This is a genomic window from Adhaeribacter arboris, assembly GCF_003023845.1.
GTDB classification, from domain to species: domain Bacteria; phylum Bacteroidota; class Bacteroidia; order Cytophagales; family Hymenobacteraceae; genus Adhaeribacter; species Adhaeribacter arboris.
In genome coordinates this window covers 4,205,093-4,228,445 of sequence record NZ_PYFT01000001.1, presented here as the reverse complement: position 1 = coordinate 4,228,445, position 23,353 = coordinate 4,205,093, and the positions used below count along the sequence as shown (strand labels likewise).

15 protein-coding genes are annotated in these 23,353 nt (G+C 43.2%); 1 reads left to right on the top strand and 14 read right to left on the bottom strand.

Features of this window, described 5'->3' with window-relative positions; genetic code table 11:
- Positions 1 to 289 precede the first annotated feature (289 nt).
- The 6 genes from AHMF7605_RS29825 to AHMF7605_RS17310 all read right to left on the bottom strand — a co-directional run bounded on the left by AHMF7605_RS29825 (position 290) and on the right by AHMF7605_RS17310 (position 5,792).
- On the bottom strand, positions 290 to 439 hold the full coding sequence (locus tag AHMF7605_RS29825) for a hypothetical protein (protein WP_158267544.1): 150 nt from the start codon (positions 437 to 439) through the stop codon (positions 290 to 292).
- Positions 440 to 877: 438 nt separating this feature from the next.
- Positions 878 to 1,915 carry a bestrophin family protein gene (locus AHMF7605_RS17330; protein ID WP_106931316.1) on the bottom strand — a complete coding sequence of 346 codons (1,038 nt, stop codon included), beginning with the start codon at positions 1,913 to 1,915 and terminating at the stop codon, positions 878 to 880.
- Positions 1,916 to 2,014: 99 nt separating this feature from the next.
- Positions 2,015 to 2,788: an SDR family oxidoreductase gene (locus AHMF7605_RS17325; RefSeq protein ID WP_106931315.1), complete on the bottom strand. Its 774-nt coding sequence runs from the start codon at positions 2,786 to 2,788 to the stop codon at positions 2,015 to 2,017.
- Between the two features lie 157 nt (positions 2,789 to 2,945).
- Positions 2,946 to 3,851, bottom strand: coding sequence for a helix-turn-helix domain-containing protein (locus tag AHMF7605_RS17320; RefSeq protein ID WP_106931314.1), 906 nt, complete (start codon positions 3,849 to 3,851; stop codon positions 2,946 to 2,948).
- 174 nt (positions 3,852 to 4,025) lie between these two features.
- On the bottom strand, positions 4,026 to 4,763 hold the full coding sequence (locus tag AHMF7605_RS17315; RefSeq protein WP_106931313.1) for an SDR family oxidoreductase: 738 nt from the start codon (positions 4,761 to 4,763) through the stop codon (positions 4,026 to 4,028).
- 267 nt (positions 4,764 to 5,030) lie between these two features.
- Positions 5,031 to 5,792 (bottom strand): SDR family NAD(P)-dependent oxidoreductase, encoded by a 762-nt coding sequence (locus AHMF7605_RS17310; protein ID WP_106931312.1) that lies wholly within the window; start codon positions 5,790 to 5,792, stop codon positions 5,031 to 5,033.
- A 511-nt stretch (positions 5,793 to 6,303) separates the two neighbouring features.
- On the opposite strand from AHMF7605_RS17310, the gene AHMF7605_RS17305 reads away from it, so the two are divergent.
- On the top strand, positions 6,304 to 7,947 hold the full coding sequence (locus tag AHMF7605_RS17305) for an ABC-F family ATP-binding cassette domain-containing protein (protein ID WP_106931311.1): 1,644 nt from the start codon (positions 6,304 to 6,306) through the stop codon (positions 7,945 to 7,947).
- A gap of 138 nt (positions 7,948 to 8,085) precedes the next feature.
- Here AHMF7605_RS17305 and AHMF7605_RS17300 read toward each other — a convergent pair whose 3' ends face one another.
- The 8 genes from AHMF7605_RS17300 to AHMF7605_RS17265 all read right to left on the bottom strand — a co-directional run bounded on the left by AHMF7605_RS17300 (position 8,086) and on the right by AHMF7605_RS17265 (position 23,100).
- On the bottom strand, positions 8,086 to 10,464 hold the full coding sequence (locus AHMF7605_RS17300) for an ABC transporter permease (RefSeq protein WP_106931310.1): 2,379 nt from the start codon (positions 10,462 to 10,464) through the stop codon (positions 8,086 to 8,088).
- A gap of 417 nt (positions 10,465 to 10,881) precedes the next feature.
- Entirely contained in the window at positions 10,882 to 11,091 is a 210-nt protein-coding gene (locus AHMF7605_RS30565; protein WP_233219175.1) for a hypothetical protein, read from the bottom strand.
- A gap of 462 nt (positions 11,092 to 11,553) precedes the next feature.
- Positions 11,554 to 13,293: a serine hydrolase gene (locus AHMF7605_RS17290; RefSeq protein WP_106931309.1), complete on the bottom strand. Its 1,740-nt coding sequence runs from the start codon at positions 13,291 to 13,293 to the stop codon at positions 11,554 to 11,556.
- 134 nt (positions 13,294 to 13,427) lie between these two features.
- The gene (locus AHMF7605_RS17285; protein WP_106931308.1) at positions 13,428 to 15,830 is read right to left on the bottom strand and encodes an ABC transporter permease; all 2,403 of its coding nucleotides are present in this window, start codon (positions 15,828 to 15,830) and stop codon (positions 13,428 to 13,430) included.
- Positions 15,831 to 16,031: 201 nt separating this feature from the next.
- On the bottom strand, positions 16,032 to 18,500 hold the full coding sequence (locus AHMF7605_RS17280; protein WP_106931307.1) for an ABC transporter permease: 2,469 nt from the start codon (positions 18,498 to 18,500) through the stop codon (positions 16,032 to 16,034).
- Between the two features lie 153 nt (positions 18,501 to 18,653).
- Positions 18,654 to 21,068 carry an ABC transporter permease gene (locus tag AHMF7605_RS17275; RefSeq protein ID WP_106931306.1) on the bottom strand — a complete coding sequence of 805 codons (2,415 nt, stop codon included), beginning with the start codon at positions 21,066 to 21,068 and terminating at the stop codon, positions 18,654 to 18,656.
- A 540-nt stretch (positions 21,069 to 21,608) separates the two neighbouring features.
- Complete coding sequence (locus tag AHMF7605_RS17270; protein ID WP_106931305.1) at positions 21,609 to 22,301, bottom strand: ABC transporter ATP-binding protein; 693 nt, start codon at positions 22,299 to 22,301, stop codon at positions 21,609 to 21,611.
- Between the two features lie 121 nt (positions 22,302 to 22,422).
- A complete protein-coding gene (locus AHMF7605_RS17265) occupies positions 22,423 to 23,100 on the bottom strand; it encodes a family 16 glycoside hydrolase (RefSeq protein WP_106931304.1) in 678 nt (225 codons plus the stop codon).
- Between the last annotated feature and the right edge of the window lie 253 nt (positions 23,101 to 23,353).

The window sequence follows — 23,353 nt, the reverse complement described above, 5'->3', positions numbered from 1 at the left end:
ATCTTTTGCTGTACATTAATAATCTATACTTCTGGGTACGGGATCTGCCGAAAAACATGCTCCGGCCTGTAGGGGAGTCAATCACAAAGACGACTAGGTTAGTAGAATATTACAGGGAGAATGAAAAATTTAGAAACTAAGATTTGAAATAGTTATTGGCGGCGTTTAATGCTCTAAAATCTCTGGCCTTTTGGCTCTCCCAAATTCTTCTATTAACAAATTATGCATTTGCTCCACTTCTTTCATACGAATCATTGAGCAAGCTTCTGAAGAAGCTCGCTGTCTTCCGTTAATATTTTTTCAGATGCTGCGCATTATTAAAATCAGCAGCGGTTCTTTTCTGTACTTCTTGCCAATAAGAAAGAACCGCTGCTAAAAGATTCTCCGGAACGTTGTCCAGTACTTTCTGGATATCTGTTTTTAATTCTTGAGCCGTCATTTAATGCTATTTCTTATCCCCCATCTACGAACTCGTTTTTAAATTCGTTTATTATCAAATTATGCGCTCCTGATATGTATCTGATATTATTACGCGTATCTAACACCTGTTAGCTGAATACATGTTACGGATTAGGGCTTGACACAGGCGGGAAAACAGCATTCCGTCAGCTTGGCCCGTGTACTGCTGATGAATAGCGATAAGAAGTTCAGCCCTTGTTCTTCAGCCCCGCTTGCGCCAAACCCGTGTTGGCAGCTGGTGCTTAGAGTGATTATAAATAGAATTAATATATAATATTTATTAATCTATATATAATAGCTAGTCTTTTGTCGTACATGAAGCTAAATTGAAGGAACGGTTAACATTTAAACGGCCTGCTATCTTATTAGCAAACTGCTGTTAGCCGCTGGTTTCTTCGTTTCGGCCAATTAAGTGGAGTTACATCAGAATGCCGTTTTTTGCTTGTATTGGTTTTGGAATGTCTTTTTTGCCAAGCATTTGCAACAAGTCTATTTCTATTGTTCTGCAGATGGAGAGCATGGGCACATCAGTAGCAAGTCCTTCAAACGGATTTTCGGAGTAATCGCCTACTAATTCCATAACCACAAATATCCATCCTACTATTACCATGAACGGAACGGAAAGCCAAATTCCCCAGTTGCCCAGTTTCGAAAATTCCGACACCATACCAAATGGCAACATAAATATAAACAGGCATACAAAAATGAAACTGGCGTTTGCATATTGGCGTGGCAAGGGAAATTTTTTTATCCGCTCCGCCATGCCCTGGAAAGCGTAAAATTCGTTCAGTATTTTTTGCAACTCCATGTGCCTAAAATCGTCAATTAAATTGAGGCTTCTAAGTTTGGTTAATTCTTCGGCTTGTTTGTCTATAATGTGCGTAGCAGTGTTTTCAAAATTATCAAGTAGTGCCAGTTCCTCTTTGGGCAAGTAGTCAGAAAGGTTGGTTTCCATTATTCCATCTTCAAAGAGCCCAGTACCGAATTTTTTTTGCCGTTGCTGTCCCAATTTACCGTAACTACCTTTTAAGTTTACGTGTTCCCAGTCTGTATTAATAAGCAATTGGCTGCGTAAAGTATACACCCAGGCAATATGACGGTAAATAATTTTTTCTTTAAGTGCATTGATTTCGTCCTGGTATCTGGGTTGAGTAGTATGCTGATTATTTGCAAAATGCTTCACCATACTACCCCAGCTTCTGCTACTATTTACAATGCTACCCCAAATTTTACGACCTTCCCATACTCTGTCATAAGCCTGGTTGTTTTTAAAACCCACGTAAAAGGCTACCGCCGTACCTATCAAAGACAAGGGTAGCCAGGGAATTGAAAATTGCTTAAGGTCTGTAAAATAATACAAACAAGCAACACTTACGGACCAGGCAGTAAACCAAATAAAATGATGGCCGGCAAAGCTTAAAATGTCCTTAAGCGACACATTTTTTTTGACTACCATGTTTTTAATTTAAAGCTAAAATTTTAACGTTCGCTACTTTTATATTTTGTTTATGGCAACTTTCCAGTACGCTATTTATTAGCGTTTGGCTAATTTGCCTTATTGGTCTAATTGCATTTTGTCGACCGGCTTGCTAAGTTGTTGCAATAAAAAGCCGGGTGCAACCCTGCTGGCTATTTTTAGGAGTTTGGCAAGACCGGGATAAATGTCTAAAGTGTCATTTTCTATACCTTTTATAGCAATGGCAACTAATTTGCCGGGGTCCATCAATGTTTTAGGGTCAACGTCTTTTTCAAATTTATCATTCAAAGGGGTTTTTGCCCCTGGTGCCACTAACTCGAAAACCTTGACGCTAGTGTTTTTCATTTGAATACGCAAAGACTTTGTATAAGACCGAAGCCCGGACTTTGAAGCACCGTAAATGGGCGAGATGGGAAATGGGATGAGGGCAATCCCTGATGTTACGTTTAAAATGGCCGCGGCTTTTTGCGTTTTTAAATGGGGCAAAAACTGCTGTACCATACGAATGGGCCCCGATAAATTAATTTCAATTTCTCTGGTAATATTCTCCAAATCATACGAAACGTCGTGCAGGTTTATTTTTCGCATTTCGCCTGCATTATTTATTAATACATTAAGGTTTGGAAATTGCGTGATTACCCTCTCATAAAGTTCACGGATTGCTTTTGGGTCGCTTACGTCGCTTTGAAAAATATGCACTTGGGGAAAGATTTTTTTGGTCTTCCCCAGTTTGGAAAGGTCTCTGCCGGTTACGAGGACGGTATTTCCCCAATCAACTAATTGCCTGGTAAATTCAAGCCCTAAGCCACTGGTGCCACCGGTAATAAGGATGGTATTATTGCTGATATTCATTTTCTGCTTGTTTTTAATGGTGAGAGGCAAAATTCAGGAAATGTTATTCGTCGTATGTAATCTAACTGAGGAATTTTGTAGTCAAAATGAGAAAGCCAATAATAGATCAAAAGAATGGCCCAGCTGTGTCTTTGGTTGTTGCCTGTTTTTAGCAGGATTAGTTAAAGGATTGTCTGAATTCTAAAGGTGAAAACTTTGCCTTTGTCTTAAAGAATTTACTAAACGATTGCGGATATTCGAAACCAAGCTGATAGGCAACTTCTGCAACCGTTAAATTAGTGGCAGATAATAATTCTTTCGCTTTCTCCATAAGTCTGTTGTGAATGTGTTGTTGTGCATTTTGTCCGGTAAGGGAGCGCAACATATCGCTTAAATAGCTTGCTGAAATATTTAAGTTTTCCGCAAGAAATTGCACCGTTGGAATACCTTGCAGCAATGATTTCTCATTGTTGAAATAATCATCTAACAATTTCTCTAAATTTTGTAACACGTCGCTATTTACTGCTTTACGGGTGATGAATTGCCGCTTGTAAAAACGATTGCTATAATTCAACAGCAATTCAATTTGCGATATAATTACATCCTGGCTGAAATCATCTATCCTGCTTTTTAATTCATCATCAATTATTTTAAAAATAGTCAGGATGGTTTCCTTTTCACTGTCTGATAAATGCAAGGCTTCATTTGCTGCGTAGGAAAAGAAGCCATACTGTTTTATTTTCTTGGCTAAGGGATAAGTAAGCAAAAAATCAGGATGAATAAGCAATGCATTGCCCGATTTTCCAGTTTCAGGTCTTTCAAAAACTTGGTTTGGCGCGGAAAATATTAAGCCGCCTTCGCCAAAGTCATAATAGTTCTGGCCATATTTTGCTTTCCCATGAACGTTTGTCTTATAGGCAATTTTGTAGAAATCTAAAATAAACGAGCTAAATAACTCGTCTGGCAAAATGTTCGTGTTTTTAATATCTATCAAGCTTATCAACGGGTGCAAAGGTTTGGGTTGCCCGAATGCCCGATTAAATTCAGATATTGATTTAAATCTACGAGGGATGCTCTTGTCCATTTTGTGGGATTATTAATTATTGTTTTGTTCTGGTTCCCAATAATTTAGGTATAAAGGCATTAGACTAAATACCATTATGGAGAGTGTAATAATCGTCATGGCTAACGTTCGTAAGGTATAAATGCTAGCTGCGTTGAGTTTTTACCAAAGAGTAAAAAATAATTATGATAAATTCTACCACGGAATTACTCCGGTTTCAGGATTAATCTCTTCACTGAAAAACTTACCGGTTGGCCCACTGGCATCAACCGTAGCGTATTTTACTATCCGGGCTCCCGCCTCTTCAACAGTACCAGTTCCCCGGTGATTATTAAAATCTGTAGCAGTAAAGCCTGGGTCAACAGCGTTCACTTTGAAATTCGTATCACGTAATTCGTAAGCCAAATTGATGGTGTACATATTTAATGCGGATTTCGAAGGATGGTAAGTAGCTCCCTTATGGTTATAGTATTTCGATGTAGGATCGCTATGCAAAGTAAGAGAACCTTGGCTTGATGAAACATTTACAATACGGGGTTGATCAGATTTTCTTAGCAAATCAATAAAAGCCTGGGTAACTCTTACCACACCAAAAACGTTGGTATTATAAACTTCATTCATAATGTCAGCATCAGCAGTTAATGCTGTTTGCGGCATCCCACCATTAATACCGGCGTTGTTTATAAGCACATCAAGCACTTCTGTTTTTTTGCCTATTTCAGCACGAGCCGCTTTTACAGATGCAGTATTGCTTACATCAATTTGTACGGCTTTAACTGCTGCAAGACCTTCGGCTTTGAGCTTTTCTACTGCCTCTGCCCCGTTTTCTAATTTTCTGCTACCTAAATAAACGTGATAACCTTTTTGCAGTAGCTGTCTGGCAATTTCAAAACCAATGCTCTTATTGGCTCCTGTAATTAACGCTTTTTTCATTTTCTATTTATTTAATTGTGAGGTACAAAATTCAGCAGGGATTATTTGTTAAATGTAACCTAACCAGGGAATTTCGTAGCCAGAATGAGAAGGTTGATTGTACGTCAACGGATTGCCCATCCGGGTCTTCTCTGTCGCTTATTTTTGTCAAGGCTCGGTAAGGACGGCATCCGGTTTAAAGCAAAATAAAGATTCCAGTTTGTACGAAATATTTTTCTCTTTTTCCCTTTTGAAATTTTATTCTTCATGAAACCCGCTAACACCATACTACCACGGGATGGTGGTATTTTCCCACATCGTGTATGTGCCTGACGGACCGTCTGCGCCGAGTAGCGCCACCCGCACCACTTCGCGGGAACCCTCTTCGATAGATTCCATACCCTCAAATCCGTTGAGGTTCGTCTTGGTGAAGCCCGGTGAAACTAAATTGATTTTTATGTTGGTAGACTCTAACTCCACCATCATCGCCAGGGTTACGGCATTCAGAGCCGTTTTCGAGGCGGAATACCCCACACTGTAAAAGGCGCGGTAAGGGAAAGCCGGGTCTGCATTGGTGGCAAGGGAGCCGACACCGCTCGATACATTGACGATACGAGCGTCTTCCGACTGGCGCAGGAGCGGCAACATCGCCTGATAAACAGCGAGTACCCCGAATACGTTGGTTTCCCAAATTTCTTTTACTTCATCGAGGGAGGCATTGCTCGCTAAGGTAATCTGGGCGTACTCGCGAAGGGACAGGCCCAACTGCTGCATGCGCGTATTTGAAATAGCTGCGTTGTTAACCAACAGGTCGAGGCGGCCAAACTCGGTGCGTATCCGCTCTGCCGCAGCCGCAATGGAAGCCCGGTCTGTTACATCGAGTTGGAGCGGGATAGCGCCCTCGCTAATCTCCTTGGCCGCGGCTTCCCCCCGCTGGAGGTTACGTGACCCGATAAACACTTGGTGGCCGTTTGCCACCAGCTCTTTGGCCACCTGAAAGCCCACCCCTTGATTCGCCCCGGTAACCAGGGCAATACGTTCGTTATTCATTTTGTTAATTTTTAATTTTGAGATTATGCAACAAATGTCATCAGAGGTAAGGAGTAAGACGTAACCTAATTGCGGATTTTTATAACCAAATCGAGGATTGTTTATAAACGATACTGCCCGTGATGTTATTCCTAAAGTCAGTGAAGGACTGTTTTACCTGTAAAGTAGATGACAGAGCAGTAATTGAATGAATGTGAAAACCTGCTAGAAGCTGTTCGGCTTACCGTCCGGTACTGATCTTACAAACTGCCGGTTGTGCAGCCGATCTGCCTTGTTGTCAGCTCTTAAATAGGCGAAAGTTTTATCGTACTTTTTGTAGTCACTTGAAATATACCTGTCAATATTTGTATTTTACACCGCAAATAAATCCAAATCACCGCCAAGTTTAAGCATTTTTTGGCTTTAAACTGGCCGAAAGGGCTTTAGATAATTTCGAACGTACTTTACTTACCGGAGGATAACGCAAGAAAGTAAAAATACGAGTATCTTTGCGGCCTCATTTATAAGTATCATGATTTCAGTAGATTCGGTTAGTGTAGAGTTCAACGGGGCACCTCTTTTTAGCAATGTGGGTTTTAATATCAACGAGACGGACCGCATTGCCTTAATGGGCAAAAATGGGGCGGGAAAATCAACCTTACTTAAAATTATTGCCGGCGAAAGTAAACCCACCCGGGGCAAAGTATCGGCGCCCAAAGATGCCGTAATCGCTTATTTGCCGCAGCATTTACTCACCGAAGACGATTGCACCGTATTTGAAGAGGCGTCCAAAGCTTTCGGTAAAATTCTGGCTATGAAAACCGAGATGGACGAGCTGAATGCCCAACTTGAAACCCGCACCGATTACGAATCAGAAGAATACTACGCGATTATTGAACAAGTATCGGAGCTCAGCGAAAAATATTACTCCGTCGAAGAAATTAACTTTGATGCCGAAGTAGAGAAAACGCTCAAGGGGTTGGGCTTTACGCGGGAAGATTTTTTGCGGTCTACCCGGGAGTTCAGCGGCGGCTGGCGCATGCGCATTGAACTGGCCAAAATCCTCCTGCAACAACCCGATTTGATTTTGCTCGATGAGCCGACCAACCACCTGGATATTGAATCCATTCAGTGGCTCGAAGAATTTCTGGTAAATAATGCCAAGGCCGTAATGGTTATTTCGCACGATAAAACGTTCGTGGATAATATTACCAACCGCACCATTGAGGTGACCATGGGCCGCATTTACGATTACAAAGTAAATTACAGCCAGTATTTGCAGTTGCGGCAAGAGCGACGGGAGCAACAGCAGCGCCAGTTCGAAGACCAGCAGAAAGAAATTGCCGAAATCCAGGGATTTATCGACCGTTTTAAAGGCACTTATTCCAAAACCTTACAGGTACAATCGCGGGTAAAAATGCTGGAGAAAATAGAACTGATTGAGGTAGACGAAGTAGATACCTCGCATTTAAATTTAAAATTTCCGCCCGCGCCGCGTTCCGGTAATTACCCCGTGATCGTAGATCATCTCACCAAGAAATACGGTGACCACACGGTTTTTCAGGATGCTTCGCTTACCATTGAGCGGGGCCAGAAAGTAGCTTTTGTGGGCAAAAACGGCGAAGGTAAATCGACGTTGGTGAAAGCCATTATGGGCGAAATAGAGTACGAGGGCAAATTGCATCTGGGCCACAATGCCATGATCGGCTATTTTGCTCAGAACCAGGCCGCTTTACTCGATGGCGAACTCACTGTTTTCCAAACCATTGACCAGATTGCCGTGGGCGACGTGCGCACCAACATTAAAAATATTCTGGGCGCTTTTATGTTTAGCGGCGATACCATCGAGAAAAAAGTAAAGGTGCTTTCGGGTGGCGAGAAAACCCGTTTGGCCATGATTAAATTACTACTGCAGCCGGTTAATTTATTGATTCTGGATGAGCCGACCAACCACCTGGACATTAAAACCAAAGACATCCTGAAAGACGCGCTGAAAGCCTTCGACGGCACTTTGATCCTGGTATCGCACGACCGCGATTTTCTGGATGGCCTGGCGACCAAAGTATTTGAATTTGGTAACAAACGCATTAAAGAGCACTTCGAAGATATTAACGGTTTCCTGCGCAACAAAAAAATGGAAAACCTTCGTGAAATAGAACGAACCGCGAAAAAGTAAAATTTTAAAAAAAAGAGAATGCCCGGACGCTTTTTTTAACGTCCGGGCATTCTCTTTTTGTCTGTATTCTATTGGTTCGGCTATTCTCGCCAAAAGCAATTAGCTTGTTCGCCAAACTCGTTTACGTTAACTCCGCGTTTACTCATCTTTTAGGCTCTGCGTGGGGTTTGCCGAGGCCGCTTTTACGGCCTGCGTGCTCACCGTTAGCCAGGCAATTACTAATGCAGCCAAACCAGCTCCTATAAAGTACCACCATTCTAAAGCTACCCGGTATTCAAAATCCTGCAACCAATTTTTTACAATGAGGTAGCTAACTGGCAACGCAACACCAATAGAAATTACCACCAGTTTAGTAAAGTCGCCGGATAATAAGTACACAATGCTGAAGCGGCTGGCTCCTAATACTTTCCGTACCCCAATCTCTTTGCGGCGACGTTCGGCGGTAAAAGCGGCTAAACCAAATAAACCCAGGCACGAAATAAGAATAGCCAAACCGGCAAAGTAACGGGAAAGGATGGCCACCCTTTGTTCGGCTACGTATTGCGCCTGAAAATCCTGGTCCAGAAAGGTATAATCGAAAGTAAAGCCGGGATTAAATTCTTCGTACAAGTGGCGAAGTTTACCGATAACTGCTTTGGTTTGCCCCGCCCTGGTTTTTACCATTATGGTATTGGTTTGCGGAGGCTCTAATCTAAAAAACAAGGGTTTCACATTTTCGTGGAGCGATTCAAAATGAAAATCTTTCGCTACTCCCACAATCTCCATATTTGTACCCCAGAGGTTAATATTTTTACCCACCGGGTCTTTTAATCCCATGGCAGTAATGGCCGCTTCATTAAAAATGATTTTGGTATTATCGGTAGCGAAATTTTTGGAAAAAGCTCTTCCGGCGGCCATTTGAATACCCAACATTTGAAGCAGGTCGTAATTCACGCTTACTAATTCGAAATCGATACTTTCGTTCGGATTTTTACCTTCCCAGTCCAGACCGCCCGTTGTATTGTGGCTGCCAATAATACTGCTGCTAATGCTGGAGGCATTTACCACGCCCGGTGTATTTTTTACGGCGGCCAGAAATGCTTCCAAATTTTCGTAGAGTTTGCCCTGCCGGTCAAAATAAATAATATTGTCTTTGTCGTAGCCTAACTGTTTGGTTTGGATATACCCAATTTGCCGGTATACCACCAACACCGCCACAATTAAAATAACCGACAACGAGAACTGAAACACCACTAATCCTTTACGGATTAACACTTCCCCTAATACAGTTTGCAGCTTTCCTTTTAATACCGCTACCGGATTAAACCCAGATAAATATAAGGCGGGATAACTGCCGGCGATCAAGCCGGTGCATAAGGTAACCATTAAAATCGCCAGGATGAAGGGGAGGCTTGGGGTAAGAGTTAGCTGTTTGTCGGTAATCTGATTGAAAGCCGGTAGTAACAAAACAACCAGTAAAAGGGCTACCCCCAAAGATATAAAAGCCATGAGCAGCGACTCGCTCAAATATTGCCAAACAAGCGTGTTGCGGGTAGCGCCCATTACTTTTTTCACCCCTATTTCTTTGGTTCGGCTGCTGGCTTTGGCCGTAGAAAGATTCATGAAATTAATGCAGGCAATCAGGAGAATAAACAGAGCAATAACCGAAAAGAGCTTGACGTACACAATTCTGCCGCCCGTTTGTACCCCATTTTCGTAGTGACCATATAAATACTTCTGCGAATAGGGCTTCAGCAACAGTTGCCGGTTTGTACTGCCTACTTTGCTAGCTAACAGGTTCGTAATTTTACTATTAAACTGTTCCGGGTTAGCGCCGGCTTTTAAAACCGCATAGGTATGCGTGCCATTATTTCCCCATTCTAAAACGCCGGGATTGATATCTTTCCAGGCTTCAAAAGACAATAAAAAATCAAACTGTTCGGAAGAATTAGCCGGAACATCCTTAAAAATACCTGTAACGATTACGGGCTTTTTTAAAGGGCCCACTTTCCAAACCATGGTTTTGCCCACCGCATTTTGCGTGGTGTGAAATAATTTTTGCGCCAGTTCTTCCGATAGCACAATCGCGTTTTTATCGCGCAATACGTCTTTGGCCTGGCCCTGAATAAGGCCGTAGGAAAAAACCTGGAAAAAGTCCTGGCTGGCAAATTGTCCGGTTCCCTTAAAGGCCTGGCGATCCTCTTCGCCGATAGAAAGGGTAAATTTGGGAAACCACGAATAATGCATTACCGCCGCCGCGTATTCTACCTCCGGCATTTCTTCCACCAACGTTTCTGCTACCGGGCCGGAGGTCATTTCACTCATGATAATATCATCCGCGTTTTGCCGGCGCTCCATTACCTGGAAAAGCCGTTCATCTTTCGCGTGGAATTTATCAACGTGTACTTCGCTGTTTACCCAAAGGTAAATGAATAAAGTACAAGCCATGCCCGTAGACAAACCAATCAAATTAATGAGAAACGTACTTTTAAACCGCAAAAAGCTGCGGTAGGCCAGGAGTAAGGTGTGCTGGAGCATAATGTATCAGATTAAGAGTACCGGATAATGCTTCTTTTCCGGAACAAATACTGCCGGGAATAGACCCTGAATTAACAATAAGAACAATGCCAATAATATAATCTGCTGATTATTAATCAGTTAATATACTGTTTGTGCGTATTTTGGGTGAAACTGTCCGGTTGTAGTACAATCTATTGTTCGCTTCTGCAACTATCCTTATCAGCCTATCGAAAGGTAATAGCAGTAACTGTCAAATGTTAACCTGCCTGCTGGAAAGGTTTTATTGAGCTTAATGCTTTTTTTTCTGCTTTTGCCTTGTTCTTTGCTTTCTCAGCTTGAATATAGTTACTGATTGTTTTCTGTTCTTCTTCTATTAACGGTCATGGGTCAACCGTAAAGTCAATATTTTGAGGTTCTTTTATTAGCCCCATAATTTTAAGTTGTAAAGTACTTGTCAATCAGCTTAAGTGCACCAGTTGTATTTATAACCATTAAATGTCCGCCAACATGTACCGCTTGCAATGTTTGCTGATGATGGTCTATCAGTCTTAATTTGGCCAGAAAAGATACAAAGCCATCGTGACCTCTATGGAAAGATAATTTACAGGCAAAGGCCACTAAATTCCCTGGTACACCAGCATACATTTTATTCTTTCCTTTATTAAACGGGGCACTTTCAATAAGGTGTAAGTAAATGTGGTCTTGTTTCTCGGTCAGGCTTCTGAGTCCTTGAACAACAGTGAGGTTGTTAACGATAGTTAATTTATAAATATCTCTATCTGCTTGTTTAAATTCATTCTTCCAATCAAACTCCCAACTATTCTTTTACTTATATGTTTTAAATCTGCCTTGGAAAGTACTAGTACGTCCGTCGGAAAACTGTCGCGAGTAACAATGTTCTCAATAGAATTAGTAAGCTTGTCAATCTCGAAATTAAGTGGTTCGTTTTGCTTTTTCAATTAATAAAGTTAAGCAATTTTAGTCTTCCTGCCAATGTGGTTGAAGTCCTATGCATTAAGCCCAACTAAAAGCCGAACTTATATTTGTTACTTCTCCCGGAAAGCAGTTTAATTAGGTAGTAGCGATAAAGAAAAGACCTAATAAATTTTACTTTACCACTAACAACGAATTTTTATAGCCATTTTCTTCGGCAGTTTCTTTATTATTAGGGTCTAATATCCAGTCGCCGTCAATTACTATTTTGTATTGGTATTTTCCGGGAGTTAAATCCAGGCGGCATACCCATTCGTCGCCTTGTTTTACAAAAAAATTACGGTACGCATTCCAATCGTTAAAGCTGCCGGCCAGGGTAATTAGTTTAGCAGTCCCGTAACCTTTTAATTTAAACTCTGCGTTGCCTTTGGGTGCTTGCGCCGCGGTAAGTTGGTCAGCAATCTGTTTGGCTTCTTTGTTTTTGGGGTCGAGGGCGTAGGCTTTAAAATAATTCTGGGCGGCGGCGTCTTTTTCGCCGTTTAGCAGACAGGCATACGCGTAGCTATCGTACACATTCGCCGATTGCGGGTACGCTTCCAAATTTAATTGCAGCACTTCTTTCCCTTCTTGTACTTTCCCGCTGCGCAGTAACTGGTAACCAATGCTATTCAGCTCTTCTTCGGCAATATCCGGCTTATTATCGGGCTTTAAGAAAGGTTTAATAGCGGCGGTTACTCCTTGTTTGGGAATACCTTGCCGGAACAAAAAGCCGGGGCTGGTATATTGTTCGTAATCGATAAAGGCAATGGCCGGTTGTTCCCGCTTGGTTACCAAGTGCATAATTCGGTTGGCGACACTTAAGCCATTATTGCTGTTGGTAAAATATACCACGCTCATTTTTTCTTTCGGGTAAGCCAGTACGTAACACCGGAAACTATAATTATCGCCCCAATGCCAAAATGCTTTTCCTTCGGGTGTCTCCTGCAAGCCTACTCCCAAGCCCCAGGAAACTGATTTAGATAAAGCAGTGGCAGCATTGATTCTTTCTTCCGGAGCCTGAATTTGCGGTGTGAACATAGCCGTTAAAGTTTGCTTTTTCAGGCCGGTACCGTTTAAAACGGCCGTAATAAATGCAGCGTAATCGGGAGCCGTGGTGTGTAACGAAGCGGCGGCGTTGGCAGTGGTTGGTTTATTTTTCGGTAACGCATTGTTAAAGGCATCGTGCGGCGCGGCTGTTTTGGCATCAAAATCGGGACGCCAAATGTAGCTGCTGTTGGGCATACCGAGGGGCCGAAATACTTTTTCTTCCATTAATTGGTTTAAAGGCTTACCCGTAATTTTCTCGACAACTTTTTGCAGATAGACGTAACCTTCGCCGGAATAGCTAAACTTTTGACCGGGTTCAAAATTAATGCGTAAAGAATCGTTGTTGCGCCAATTCGGGAAACCGGAAGTATGGCTTAATACCATGCGAGCAGTAATTCTTTTGTAGCGTTCGTCTCTGGCAATATCCGGGTAAGGCAGGTAAGTGTACAAGGGTTTATCCAGGTTTAGGAGCCCTTGTTCCATTAACTGCAAGCAAGCGTAGGCAAAAACCGGTTTACTTAAAGAGGCGGCTTCAAAAATAGTATTGATCGCCATTTTCTCCTTGGTTTCGGTGCTTTTTACGCCGTAAACCTGGGTATAGGCCATTTTGCCCTCTCTAATTACCGAGATAGCTAAACCCGGAATAGAAGCACTATCGAGTAATTGGGGTATGGTTTTATTTAATTGTGCAATTAGTTGCGTCGTACTTACCTTATTCTGCTGCGAACTGGAACTGCCCTGGGCCACACCCCTGATAGAATGCCCCAGCAGAAGTAAACTCAAACCAAAAACTGCCCATTTATTGAGATGATTAAATCTTAGTCGCATAGGGGCCTTATTTTCTGATATAAGTTATAAAAAGTTAAGTATTAAGAAAGACGATTTAGGAGTAAAAACATTACCGAAGTTTATATATATAAATTTAATGCGTGCTTCATTAAATTAGAGATGATGCGGAATGCTTATTCACTCCGCAGGCTTTTTACCGGATTTGCTAAAGCTGCTTTTATAGATTGATAGCTTACTGTTAACAGGGCAATTAGAAGCAAGGCAATACCAGCAATAGCAAAAGTAAGCCAACCAATAGAGATACGAGATGCAAAATTCTCCAGCCATTTACTAATAAGTATATAAGCAAGCGGCGTAGCAATTACGAAGGAAATAAATACCAACTTTACAAAATCTTTTGATACCAAGCTCACAATATTAGCTACTGAAGCGCCCAGTACTTTGCGCACCCCAATTTCTTTGGTCCGTTGCTGCGCCACAAACGTAGCTAAACCAAATAAGCCTAAGCAGGCAATAAAAATGGCAATACTGGTAAAAGCCAGAAAAGTGCGGCCGATTTTTTCGTCGGCTTGGTATTGTTTGTTAAATTCCTCGTCGAGGAAAGCATATTCGTAAGGGTTTTGCGGAAAAAGCTCCTGCCATTTTTTTTGCACAAAAGCCATGGTGGCCGGTAATTCGTTTGTTTTTAGGCGCAAACTAATGGTGTTTAGCCGCCACGGAACAATGGCTAATACCAGAGGCTCAATGGGCGCTTGCAAGGAGCGATAGTGAAAGTCTTTATACACGCCAACAACTTCTCCATCCCGGCCAAAACCGGCATCCAGCTTTTTGCCAATTGCTTCTTCCGGTGTAGCCCAGCCGAAGGCGGTTACCGCTTTTTCATTAATTAAAAAAGCAGATTCTTTATCGGTTTGAATAGTCTTATCAAAATCCCGGCCTGCTACTATCTTAATACCGTAGGTTTTCAGAAAATCAAAATCAGTGAATAAATAATACATAGATTGTCCTTTGTCATCGGCTTCGCCTTTTAAGGAAACGCTAAAATTATTTACTTCCTGGCCGGGTACACTGGCCGAAGTAGTGGCGCTTACTACGGCCGGATGCTTCTGAAACTCACTTTTTATTTGTTCATAGTTGTCGGCGATAGAGGTACCCCGAACGGGTAAAACCAGCATTTGTTCTTTCTCGAAACCCAGGCTTTGGCTTTTCATATAGTTTAGTTGCCGGTACACCATAATGGTGCCCACCAGCAGCATCAGCGAAATAGTAAATTGGCAAACTACCAGTACTTGCCGCAGGCCGGCGCCTTTGGTACCTAAGCTTAAACTACCCTTCAGCACTGCCACCGGCCGGAAAGAAGCCAAAACCAAGGCCGGGTAAATAGCTGCCGCCAAACCTAACAAAACCGTAATACCCAGTACAATTAAAATATATTGCGGGGTAAAAATTAAGCTGAAATTATAGGTTTGTCCCGTTAAAGTTTCGAAGGATGGACGGGTAAGGAAAACAACAAGTAGTGCTAAAACCAGCGCCATAAACGTAAGCAGTAAAGATTCGCACAGGAATTGCGTAATCAACGGCCTTTTAGTAGCTCCTATCACTTTGCGGACTCCCACTTCTTTGGCCCGGTTAGCTGATTGCGCCGTAGTAAGATTGATGTAGTTAAGTGAAGCAATTAAGATAATTAACCCGGCCACTACCATCAGGATATAAACATTAACGGCATTGCCCGGCGCTTCGGCCTCGTCTTTTAACTGCGAATGCAGGTGAATAGCTTTAACTGGCTGCAGGAAAAAATAATAACTAACCCCCCAGTCTTTTATCTGTTCGCTTACGTACTTATCTGCTGCCGTTACAATTTGTTTTTCAAAAGCCGGAATATTTACCTGCTCTTTGGCTTTGATGTAGGTATAAAACATGGTAGAATGCCAGTTGTCGGCAACATCTTTTTTGTACCAATCCTGCTTATCCCAAGTCGCCAGAGAAGTAATTAAATCCATTTTCAGGTGGCTGTTATACGGTAAGCTTTGCGAAACCCCTGTTACCTCAAAAGGCTCATTATTTACTTTTAAAATTTTACCTAACGGTTCGGCATTACCAAAATATTTTTTAGCCAGTTCTTCGGTAATTACTAAGGTGTTCGGTCGGTTTAAAGCCGTTTGCGCATTGCCTTTTACCAGCGGCAGGGTAAAGACTTCAAAAATGGACGGATCAGACAGGTAAAAGTTTTGTTCGTAAAAGCTTTTTTCCGGTCCGTAAGTTACCAATTGACTACTTTGTTTATGCAGGCGGGTTGCTTTTTCTACCTGCGGAAAATCTCTTTGCAAAGCCGCTGCTAAGGGTGCTGAGGTCTGGGCAAACACCCGGTTACCAGCCCGGCTCTGAATATCAATGGTCACGCGGTACAACCGGTCGGCCGCCGTGTGGTAAGTATCGTAACTCAACTCATTCCGGACGTACAGGGCAATTAGCAGGCAGGCCGCCATGCCGATAGCTAAACCGGCCACGTTCAGAAAAGTATAGCCTTTGTGCCGGTTAATGTTCCGGAATGCAATTTTAAAATAATTTTTCAGCATGGGGGTAGTGGTTAATTTAGTCGGAACCTTGATTTGCTTAATTCGAGAATTAAAGAATGTTGCGTCTCCGTTGCCTTCATTTTTGTTAAAAGAGTTCTTGCTTTACATTTTAGCAATCAGGATAATTTTTTATTTAGGCAAAACAAGTTTTAGAAATCCTTATCTTAAAAATCTATTTGTTCTAAAAACTCTAAATCAGACTTATTCCGTTCGTAAACTTTTAACCGGGTTAGCCACCGCCGCTTTGATGGCCTGGAAGCTAATCGCCAGTAAAGCAATTAAAATAGCCGAAATACCCGCCAGGGCAAATAACCCCCAAGAAAGAGGCGCGCGGTAAGCAAAACCTTGCAGCCATTGGTGCATGGCCCACCAAGCCAAAGGCCAGGCCACCACATTCGCCAGTAATACCAGTTTTAGAAAATCTTGCGACAGCAGCGAAACAATAGAAGTAACCGAGGCGCCCAAAACTTTGCGGATACCAATTTCTTTAGTGCGCTGGGTAATGGTAAACGCCACCAAACCCAGTAAACCCAAGCAGGAAATTAAAATAGCCAAGCCCGTAGCCCAACGCATAATGGTGGCTATTTTTTGTTCATTGTCGTAAAAATGGGCAATGGTTTCGTCGAAGAACGCATAGTTTATTTTTTGCGCCGGATAAAGGGCCTGGAATTCTTTTTCTATTTTAGCCAGCGTAGCCTTAACGGCAGCGGCAGACCGCCCTTTGGTCAGTAGTTTCAGGCTAATGGTGCGGGAATACTTGTTTTCGGAGCCGATAAAAGTGGGTTCCATCGGGTTATGCAACGATTGCACGTGGAAATCGGCTACTACTCCAACAATGGGAAGCTTTTGCTTATCGAGCAGTAAAAAGTGCCCGACGGCTTCGCCGGCCTGCTTAAAACCCAACGCTTGGGCGTAAGTTTGATTAATGAGCACTTCCCGCAAGGTATCGCTGCCCTGAATGTTTCGTCCCGCTAAAAGCTTAATGCCGTACAAATGAATAAAATTTTCGTCGCCGGATTTGTTATGTACGTTCAGGGAGATTTCTTTTTTACCATCGAAATAACTTAAAGTAGTGGTGTTGCTGTTGCTATGAGCCGGTGTTAAATTACTTAAACTCACTTGGTCTACTTCGGGAATTTGCCGGATTTTATCTAATAGCACCAGCTTCCTTTTGCTCTGATCGCGCCAATCCGTTTCAAAGGTTACAATCTCATCCTGCTGGAAACCCATATCTTGGTGGCGCATGTAATTAATCTGCGTGCCGACTACCAGGGTACCCAAAATAAAAACCTGCGAGATAGCAAACTGAAACACAATTAAAGTTTTGCGTAAGTACGCCTTGCGGGTAGTGGCAGCCGAAATCTGTCCTTTTAGCGACTGGATAGGAGCCGTGGCGGAAAGAACTAAGGCCGGATAAAAACCGGCCAGTAAAGTGGTTACGCCTGTAATACCCGCCAGAAAAAGTAAAATTGCCGGCTCGAACAAGGGTAAGTGGAGGCCAGCCGGTAAATACGCGGTAAATGCAATTATAATGGGGTTGGTAAGTAGCCCGGCCAGCAGCACCGCCGCTAATGTTAAGACCAAGGTTTCGCTTAGAAATTGACTTACTAAACTGCTCTGGCTGCTGCCCAGTACTTTGCGCACGCCAATTTCTTTCGCTCGCTGCACCGATTGCGCCGTAGCCAGATTAATAAAATTAATAGCGGCAATGAGTAGCAAGAACACCGCCACTCCCATAAGGGCGTACAGCGTAGGCCGATGCGCCAAGCGCACGTAATTGCCCCCATATTCGGCGTTGAAGTGAATATCCGACAAAGGTTGGAGCAAAAAAGCGCGTTTATTGTTGTATTCGTCTTTCGGGAGGTGCCGGTTGATTAAAGCCGGAAATTGCTTAGCTATTTGGTCCGGATTCGTATTAGGCGCTAATTTAATAAACAACTGCGAGTTCGAGTCGGTACTTCCCCATTTTTCCAGGCCTAGTCGATCTTTCCATTTTGGATTTTGAGCGCTTGCCAAAGAAATAAAATCCGTGAAGTGTAAATCAGTGTTTTGTTGCCAATCGCGAACAACTCCCGCCACAGTTACCGTTAAGGTATCCTGACCATCCAGATAAGTGAGTACTTTGCCCAGGCAGGCCGCCGGCTTTAACTTTCCGAAATACTTATACGCTTGCTTTTCAGACAAAACTACCTGGTAAGGCTCTTGCAGTGAAGTTTGGGGATTACCGGCCAGCCAGTCGTACCGAAAAATAGCAAAATACTGCGGGTCGGTTATTACGTAGTTTTGATTGACCGGATTATAATCCGCGGAGCTAACATCGAGTTTTTTTGCTTTTCCGGGCGCTGCGGAAATTTGTACTTGCTGTACATACAGCAAGTGAAAGGCGGCTACGTTGGACAAGCCGCTTACTTCCTGCCGCATCGCGGCCGGCAAAGGACCGGAAACCCCATTGTTCTTAAACGTTTCATCGGCAATGCCAATGTGCGACACTACCCGGTAAATCCGCTCCCGGTCCGCATGAAACGTATCGTAACTTAATTCGAACCGTACCAGCAAATAAATAATTAAACAAGCGCTAATGCCAATGGATAACCCCAGCACATTAATGCCGGAGAATGCAGGGTATTTCCAGAAGTTACGAAGGGCTATTTTAAAGTAATTGCGGAGCATGATTGAATTTTAAATGCGTGAATAACAGAACTAAGAAATCTTGCTTTAAATGCTTCAATTATCAGATAACCTATAACTATTCAAATTTGTAATTAGTCCTCATTTACTCGCGCATTCAACATTCCCGCATTTAGCTGAACCAGAACCCCGATATTACTCGCTGCGCAGAGCTTGTACCGGATTGGCCAAGGCGGCCCGGATTGCCTGGAACGACAGGGTGAGTAAGGCAATGACCAACGTGGCCATTCCGGCCAAGCCAAAAACCCACCCACTTACCGGAACCTGGTAAGCAAAATCTTGCAGCCATTGGTGCACGCTGTACCAAGCTAAGGGCCAGGCCACTAGATTAGCTACTAGTACCAGTAATATAAAGTCTTTGGAAAGCAGGGCTACAATGTCGGGCACGGAGGCGCCTAATACTTTACGCACGCCAATTTCTTTGGTGCGGCGGGCAACAGCCAACGTTGCCAAACCAAATAACCCCAGACAAGAAATAAAAATAGACAGCGCCGAAGCAATATTTATCATTTTTCCTAAGCGTTGCTCTTGTTGGTACTGATTTTTGAGATTTTGGTCGAGGAAAGTATAGCTGAAAGGCTCGTTAGGAGCAATATTTTTCCAGGTTTGCTCCAGCAGGGCAACTTGTTCGGCAAGGTTGCCTTCGGGTAGGCGTACTGAAATATCGGGCTGCGGAGAAGTAGAATACATTAAATTTTGGATGCCTTGGTAAAGCGAATCGGATTGCATGACCAGCACCAACGGCTTAATCGGGGTATGCAGCGATTCGAAATTAAAGTCCTGGACTACACCAATAATGCGGTGCGCCGGAAATTTGCCGGGCAGGCGAGCGTTCAGCGGGTCTTTCCAGCCGTATTCTTTCACCAGTGCTTCGTTTACAATAATAGATTGGTAGGTATCGGCGGAGTTGCCTTCTTCAAAATTGCGCCCCATTTTGAGTTTAATGCCGTAAACCGGAATAAATGGCGCATTAATGTTATTTTGAGCAAATTCGTGGTATACTTTCTTGGTATCGGTGTAGCCAACGCTGGCCCAGGGACCACTGCCAAACGGGAAAGCTGAAACCGCTACCGTAGCTCCTCCTAACCGGGTACTAAGGGCATTACGGAACCGGGTTACCTGCGCCTGTCCCGCTTCGCCGCCTTGCGTAGTAGGAATAACTACCAAGCGATTGGCCCGGTAGCCTAAAGGTTTATTTTGCAGGTAATGCATTTGTCGGTTCATTACCAGGGTTCCGACTATTAAGAATACCGATAACGAAAATTGCACAATTACCAGGCTGCGCCGAAACAAACTTTGGTCGCCTTTTACGGTAAGCTTGCCCTTTAATACTTCTACCGGCCGAAAATGAGAAAGTACCAGCGCCGGGTAGCTTCCCGCAATCAGGCCTACTACCAATATTAAACCCAACAATAGGCTTATGGTGCCGGCATCCAGGCGGAACACCAGGGTTTTATTCGCTAACTGATTAAAGGCCGGCAGCAAAATTACGGTTAGAAGTAAACCCAGCAGCACCGCTAAAAAGGTTAAAAACAAGGCTTCGCCCCAAAACTGCTGCATCAACTGCCGCCGAACCGCCCCCATTACTTTGCGCATGCCCACTTCGCGGGCGCGACTGGCAGAGCGGCCAATGGCCAAGGTCATAAAATTAATGCAGGCAATAAGTAAGATAAAGCCGGCAATGGTAGCCAAAATATAAGAATAAGCCGGGTTACTAATGGGTTCTATTCCTTCCGGTAATTCATTATTTAAGTGGATATCGCGGATGGGCTGCAGAGAAATGGTATAGGTGTTAGGTTTGTATTCTTCGCCGAGAGCGGCTTTTACCATAGTGGGAAATTTAGCTGCTAGCTGGGCGGGAAGGATGCCGGGGCGGAGCAAGATGTAGGTTTCGCCTTCTACCTGATGCCAATGCTTTAAATTTTTCGGGGAACGAATTTGCTTAATGTGATCAAAAGACACCAGAAAGTCGAACCGAATGCTGGAGTTTACGGGTACATTTTTAGCCACTGCCGTTACAGAAAATGCCTCTAGAGCAGAATCTAATTGAATTTTAAGGATTTTGCCGATTGGATTCTCCTTCCCGAAGTACTTCTGCGCCATGGCTTCGGTTAGAATGACGGTATTTAGTTGCCGGAGCGGAGCAGGGCTTTGCTGCACCAACGGAAAGTCAAACAACTTAAAAAAATCAGGTTCTACCAGGTGAATGCGCTCTTTAAAAGTTTCCCCGTTTTGTTGCACGTTCCCGCTTACGCTAACTACCCGGGTCATACCTTCCACCTCCGGGTAGTTCGTTACTATAGCCGGTCCCAGTGGGTAAGGAGTAGTAGTATTTACAAAAGGCTCGTTCTGAAAAATCTCTTTTACCCAGGGCCGGTAAATGCGGTCGGCTTTCGCGTGAAAATTATCGTAGCTATTTTCCTGCCTGACAAATAAGCCAATTAATAAGCAACACGTTACGGCTATGCTTAAGCCCAACAGGTTAATGGCCGAATACGTTTTGTGCCGGAAGAAGTAGCGGACAGCAATTTTGAGATAGTTTTTGAGCATTGTAGTAGCTTCTAAGTGGCGGAACGAAAATATATCGGATTACTACTGTGGGTAAATGAATGCGTGCATTTTGAATAAGTGCCTGAGTGGATGTTGGAATGAGTGAATTTTGAATGAGTGAATGAATACAAGCTTTCTTAATTATGACTCTTTAATGGTAAAAACCACTATTTGACCGTACAGTTTGGTGTTTTTAGGTTAAGGTTCATCATACGGCTTATTTTTCTTTTGTAATTCCTCCTTGTAGGGTGAGAATAGGTTGCGAAAGAAAAATTTAAGCTAAAGCTGCCTGATTATAGTTCATCTAAATACCGCTGTCTGGAAGTTCAAGTGGTTGCTTTTACACTCTACCGGCCATACCAAATACCAAGAGCCAGCCCGAATAAATTAACGAAAAAAATACATTATGCCGTACCAAATTGCGGATAGCAATAACTAAGTAGCTTTTCTTTATAAGCATAAAAACGGGCATTAAAGATTAGCAGAAAAGTTTTGCCTGTCTGAAATTAACTTAAAAGAGTAGTAACAATGCAGTTTTTTCTACACTCCCGAGAACTGCTCTTGTATGTTTTCGAGTACAACTTCGCCGTCGAGTAAGCGCAAAATGCGGTGGGCGTAACGGGCATCGTGCTCGGAGTGCGTTACCATTATTACGGTAGTACCGTTTTCGTTCAGGTCGGTTAGCAGTTCCATTACCTCGTTACCGTTCGAGGAGTCGAGGTTACCGGTTGGTTCGTCCGCCAAAATTAGGCGAGGTTTCTGAATAACGGCCCGGGCCACGGCTACCCGCTGCTGTTGACCACCCGACAGCTGTTGCGGAAAGTGGTTGCGGCGGTGCATAATCTGCATTTTCTCCAGCATGGCTTCTACTTTCTGCTTGCGCTCGGCGGCACCTACACCCAAGTAAATCAGTGGCAGTTCTACGTTCTCGAACACGGTTAGCTCATCAATCAGGTTAAAGCTCTGGAACACAAAACCAATGTTTTTCTTGCGCAGTTCGGCCCGCTGGCGTTCCGAAAAATTAGAAATTTCCTGGCCCAGAAATAGGAAACTACCGCCATCGGGCTGGTCTAACAATCCCAGAATATTTAACAAAGTTGATTTACCGCAGCCCGAAGGTCCCATAATGGCGACAAACTCGCCTTCGTTAATCACGAACGAAACTTTGTTCAAGGCTTTGGTTTCTACTTCTTCGGTGCGGTACACTTTTTCGAGGTTCGAGACAGTAATCATAAGTATGAGCGATTAATATTTTTAATATTTTAGTTTCTGTTTTTATTTTACCCTAAGGCTCGTTGTTATATTTTAAATTTTATTTCTCCCGAACCAATTATACTGTACGGTTCGTAAGGGATTACTCGGCCGGACTTTTCTTATTTACTACGGTTAGATTAGCAAAATCACCATCTGATTGATTTCCTACCCACAAGCCTAATTTGCCAGTCCGGCGGTTACTTAGTTGCTCTACCTGCAAACTAACCTTACTTTCCCCATTAATAAATACCTGTATCTGCGGATATTGAACAACTATTTTCGCGTGAAACCAATCGTTAGGATTTACCTTTAACCCAATGGCTTTTTCGTATTTGCCGTTTTGTTCTTGGCGCAAACGCTGCCAGTCAAAATCCGGGAGCGATACGTATTGTACCGCGTGAATACGACGAACTGAATCCTGGGCTTGGAAATTAAAAGGACGAAAATAAATCACCTCAAACTGTTTATCGTCCGCCCCGTGAAAAGCTACTCCCACAAAACTTTGCTGTAAAACGTCTTTCCCCTTTATGTCCACCTCAATTATTCCGTCTGAGAAAGTAGCACCTTTTAACCAGGCAATGCCATCGTTTTCTTTTTCGGAGAAGCGGATGCCGCTTTTGCCATTTTCCGAAAAAGAACTTACTTCCCGGTTGTAGGCTTCTAATTGATTGGCTTTACTTAATTCTGCCAGGTTGTAGTGCGTCGGCTTCTCCTGTCCGTGTACCCGGAGCACGAACAGAAAAGCAATCATATACGCTACTATAACCCGGGCTCTCATCTTTGTTTTATCTTCTATTATTTGATGTTATGCAAGTATTTGATGTATATAAGTTAAGTATTTTGTCCCCCTTCGAAGGGGGTAGGGGGAAGATTTACCTTTGCCTTTCCATTATCTAATTTCCGCTTTAGTAGAATCATGGCGTAAAGTTTTAGCAAATGGCTTTAGCTTTTCAGTATAATACTTATTCTGCTCTGTTGTTCTATCTTTTACTTATTTAGCTGCCTTATCATCCCCCTACCCCCTTCCAAGG

Bases quoted from the DNA above. Each gene is read 5' to 3' on its own strand.
- AHMF7605_RS17320 (WP_106931314.1), bottom strand. From the start codon at position 3,851: ATGGACAAGAGCATCCCTCGTAGATTTAAATCAATATCTGAATTTAAT.
- AHMF7605_RS29825 (WP_158267544.1), bottom strand. From the start codon at position 439: ATGACGGCTCAAGAATTAAAAACAGATATCCAGAAAGTACTGGACAAC.
- AHMF7605_RS17280 (WP_106931307.1), bottom strand. From the start codon at position 18,500: ATGCTCCGCAATTACTTTAAAATAGCCCTTCGTAACTTCTGGAAATAC.
- AHMF7605_RS17290 (WP_106931309.1), bottom strand. From the start codon at position 13,293: ATGCGACTAAGATTTAATCATCTCAATAAATGGGCAGTTTTTGGTTTG.
- AHMF7605_RS17265 (WP_106931304.1), bottom strand. From the start codon at position 23,100: ATGAGAGCCCGGGTTATAGTAGCGTATATGATTGCTTTTCTGTTCGTG.
- AHMF7605_RS17325 (WP_106931315.1), bottom strand. From the start codon at position 2,788: ATGAATATCAGCAATAATACCATCCTTATTACCGGTGGCACCAGTGGC.
- AHMF7605_RS17315 (WP_106931313.1), bottom strand. From the start codon at position 4,763: ATGAAAAAAGCGTTAATTACAGGAGCCAATAAGAGCATTGGTTTTGAA.
- AHMF7605_RS17310 (WP_106931312.1), bottom strand. From the start codon at position 5,792: ATGAATAACGAACGTATTGCCCTGGTTACCGGGGCGAATCAAGGGGTG.
- AHMF7605_RS17300 (WP_106931310.1), bottom strand. From the start codon at position 10,464: ATGCTCCAGCACACCTTACTCCTGGCCTACCGCAGCTTTTTGCGGTTT.
- AHMF7605_RS17330 (WP_106931316.1), bottom strand. From the start codon at position 1,915: ATGGTAGTCAAAAAAAATGTGTCGCTTAAGGACATTTTAAGCTTTGCC.
- AHMF7605_RS17270 (WP_106931305.1), bottom strand. From the start codon at position 22,301: ATGATTACTGTCTCGAACCTCGAAAAAGTGTACCGCACCGAAGAAGTA.
- AHMF7605_RS30565 (WP_233219175.1), bottom strand. From the start codon at position 11,091: ATGTATGCTGGTGTACCAGGGAATTTAGTGGCCTTTGCCTGTAAATTA.
- AHMF7605_RS17305 (WP_106931311.1), top strand. From the start codon at position 6,304: ATGATTTCAGTAGATTCGGTTAGTGTAGAGTTCAACGGGGCACCTCTT.
- AHMF7605_RS17285 (WP_106931308.1), bottom strand. From the start codon at position 15,830: ATGCTGAAAAATTATTTTAAAATTGCATTCCGGAACATTAACCGGCAC.
- AHMF7605_RS17275 (WP_106931306.1), bottom strand. From the start codon at position 21,068: ATGCTCAAAAACTATCTCAAAATTGCTGTCCGCTACTTCTTCCGGCAC.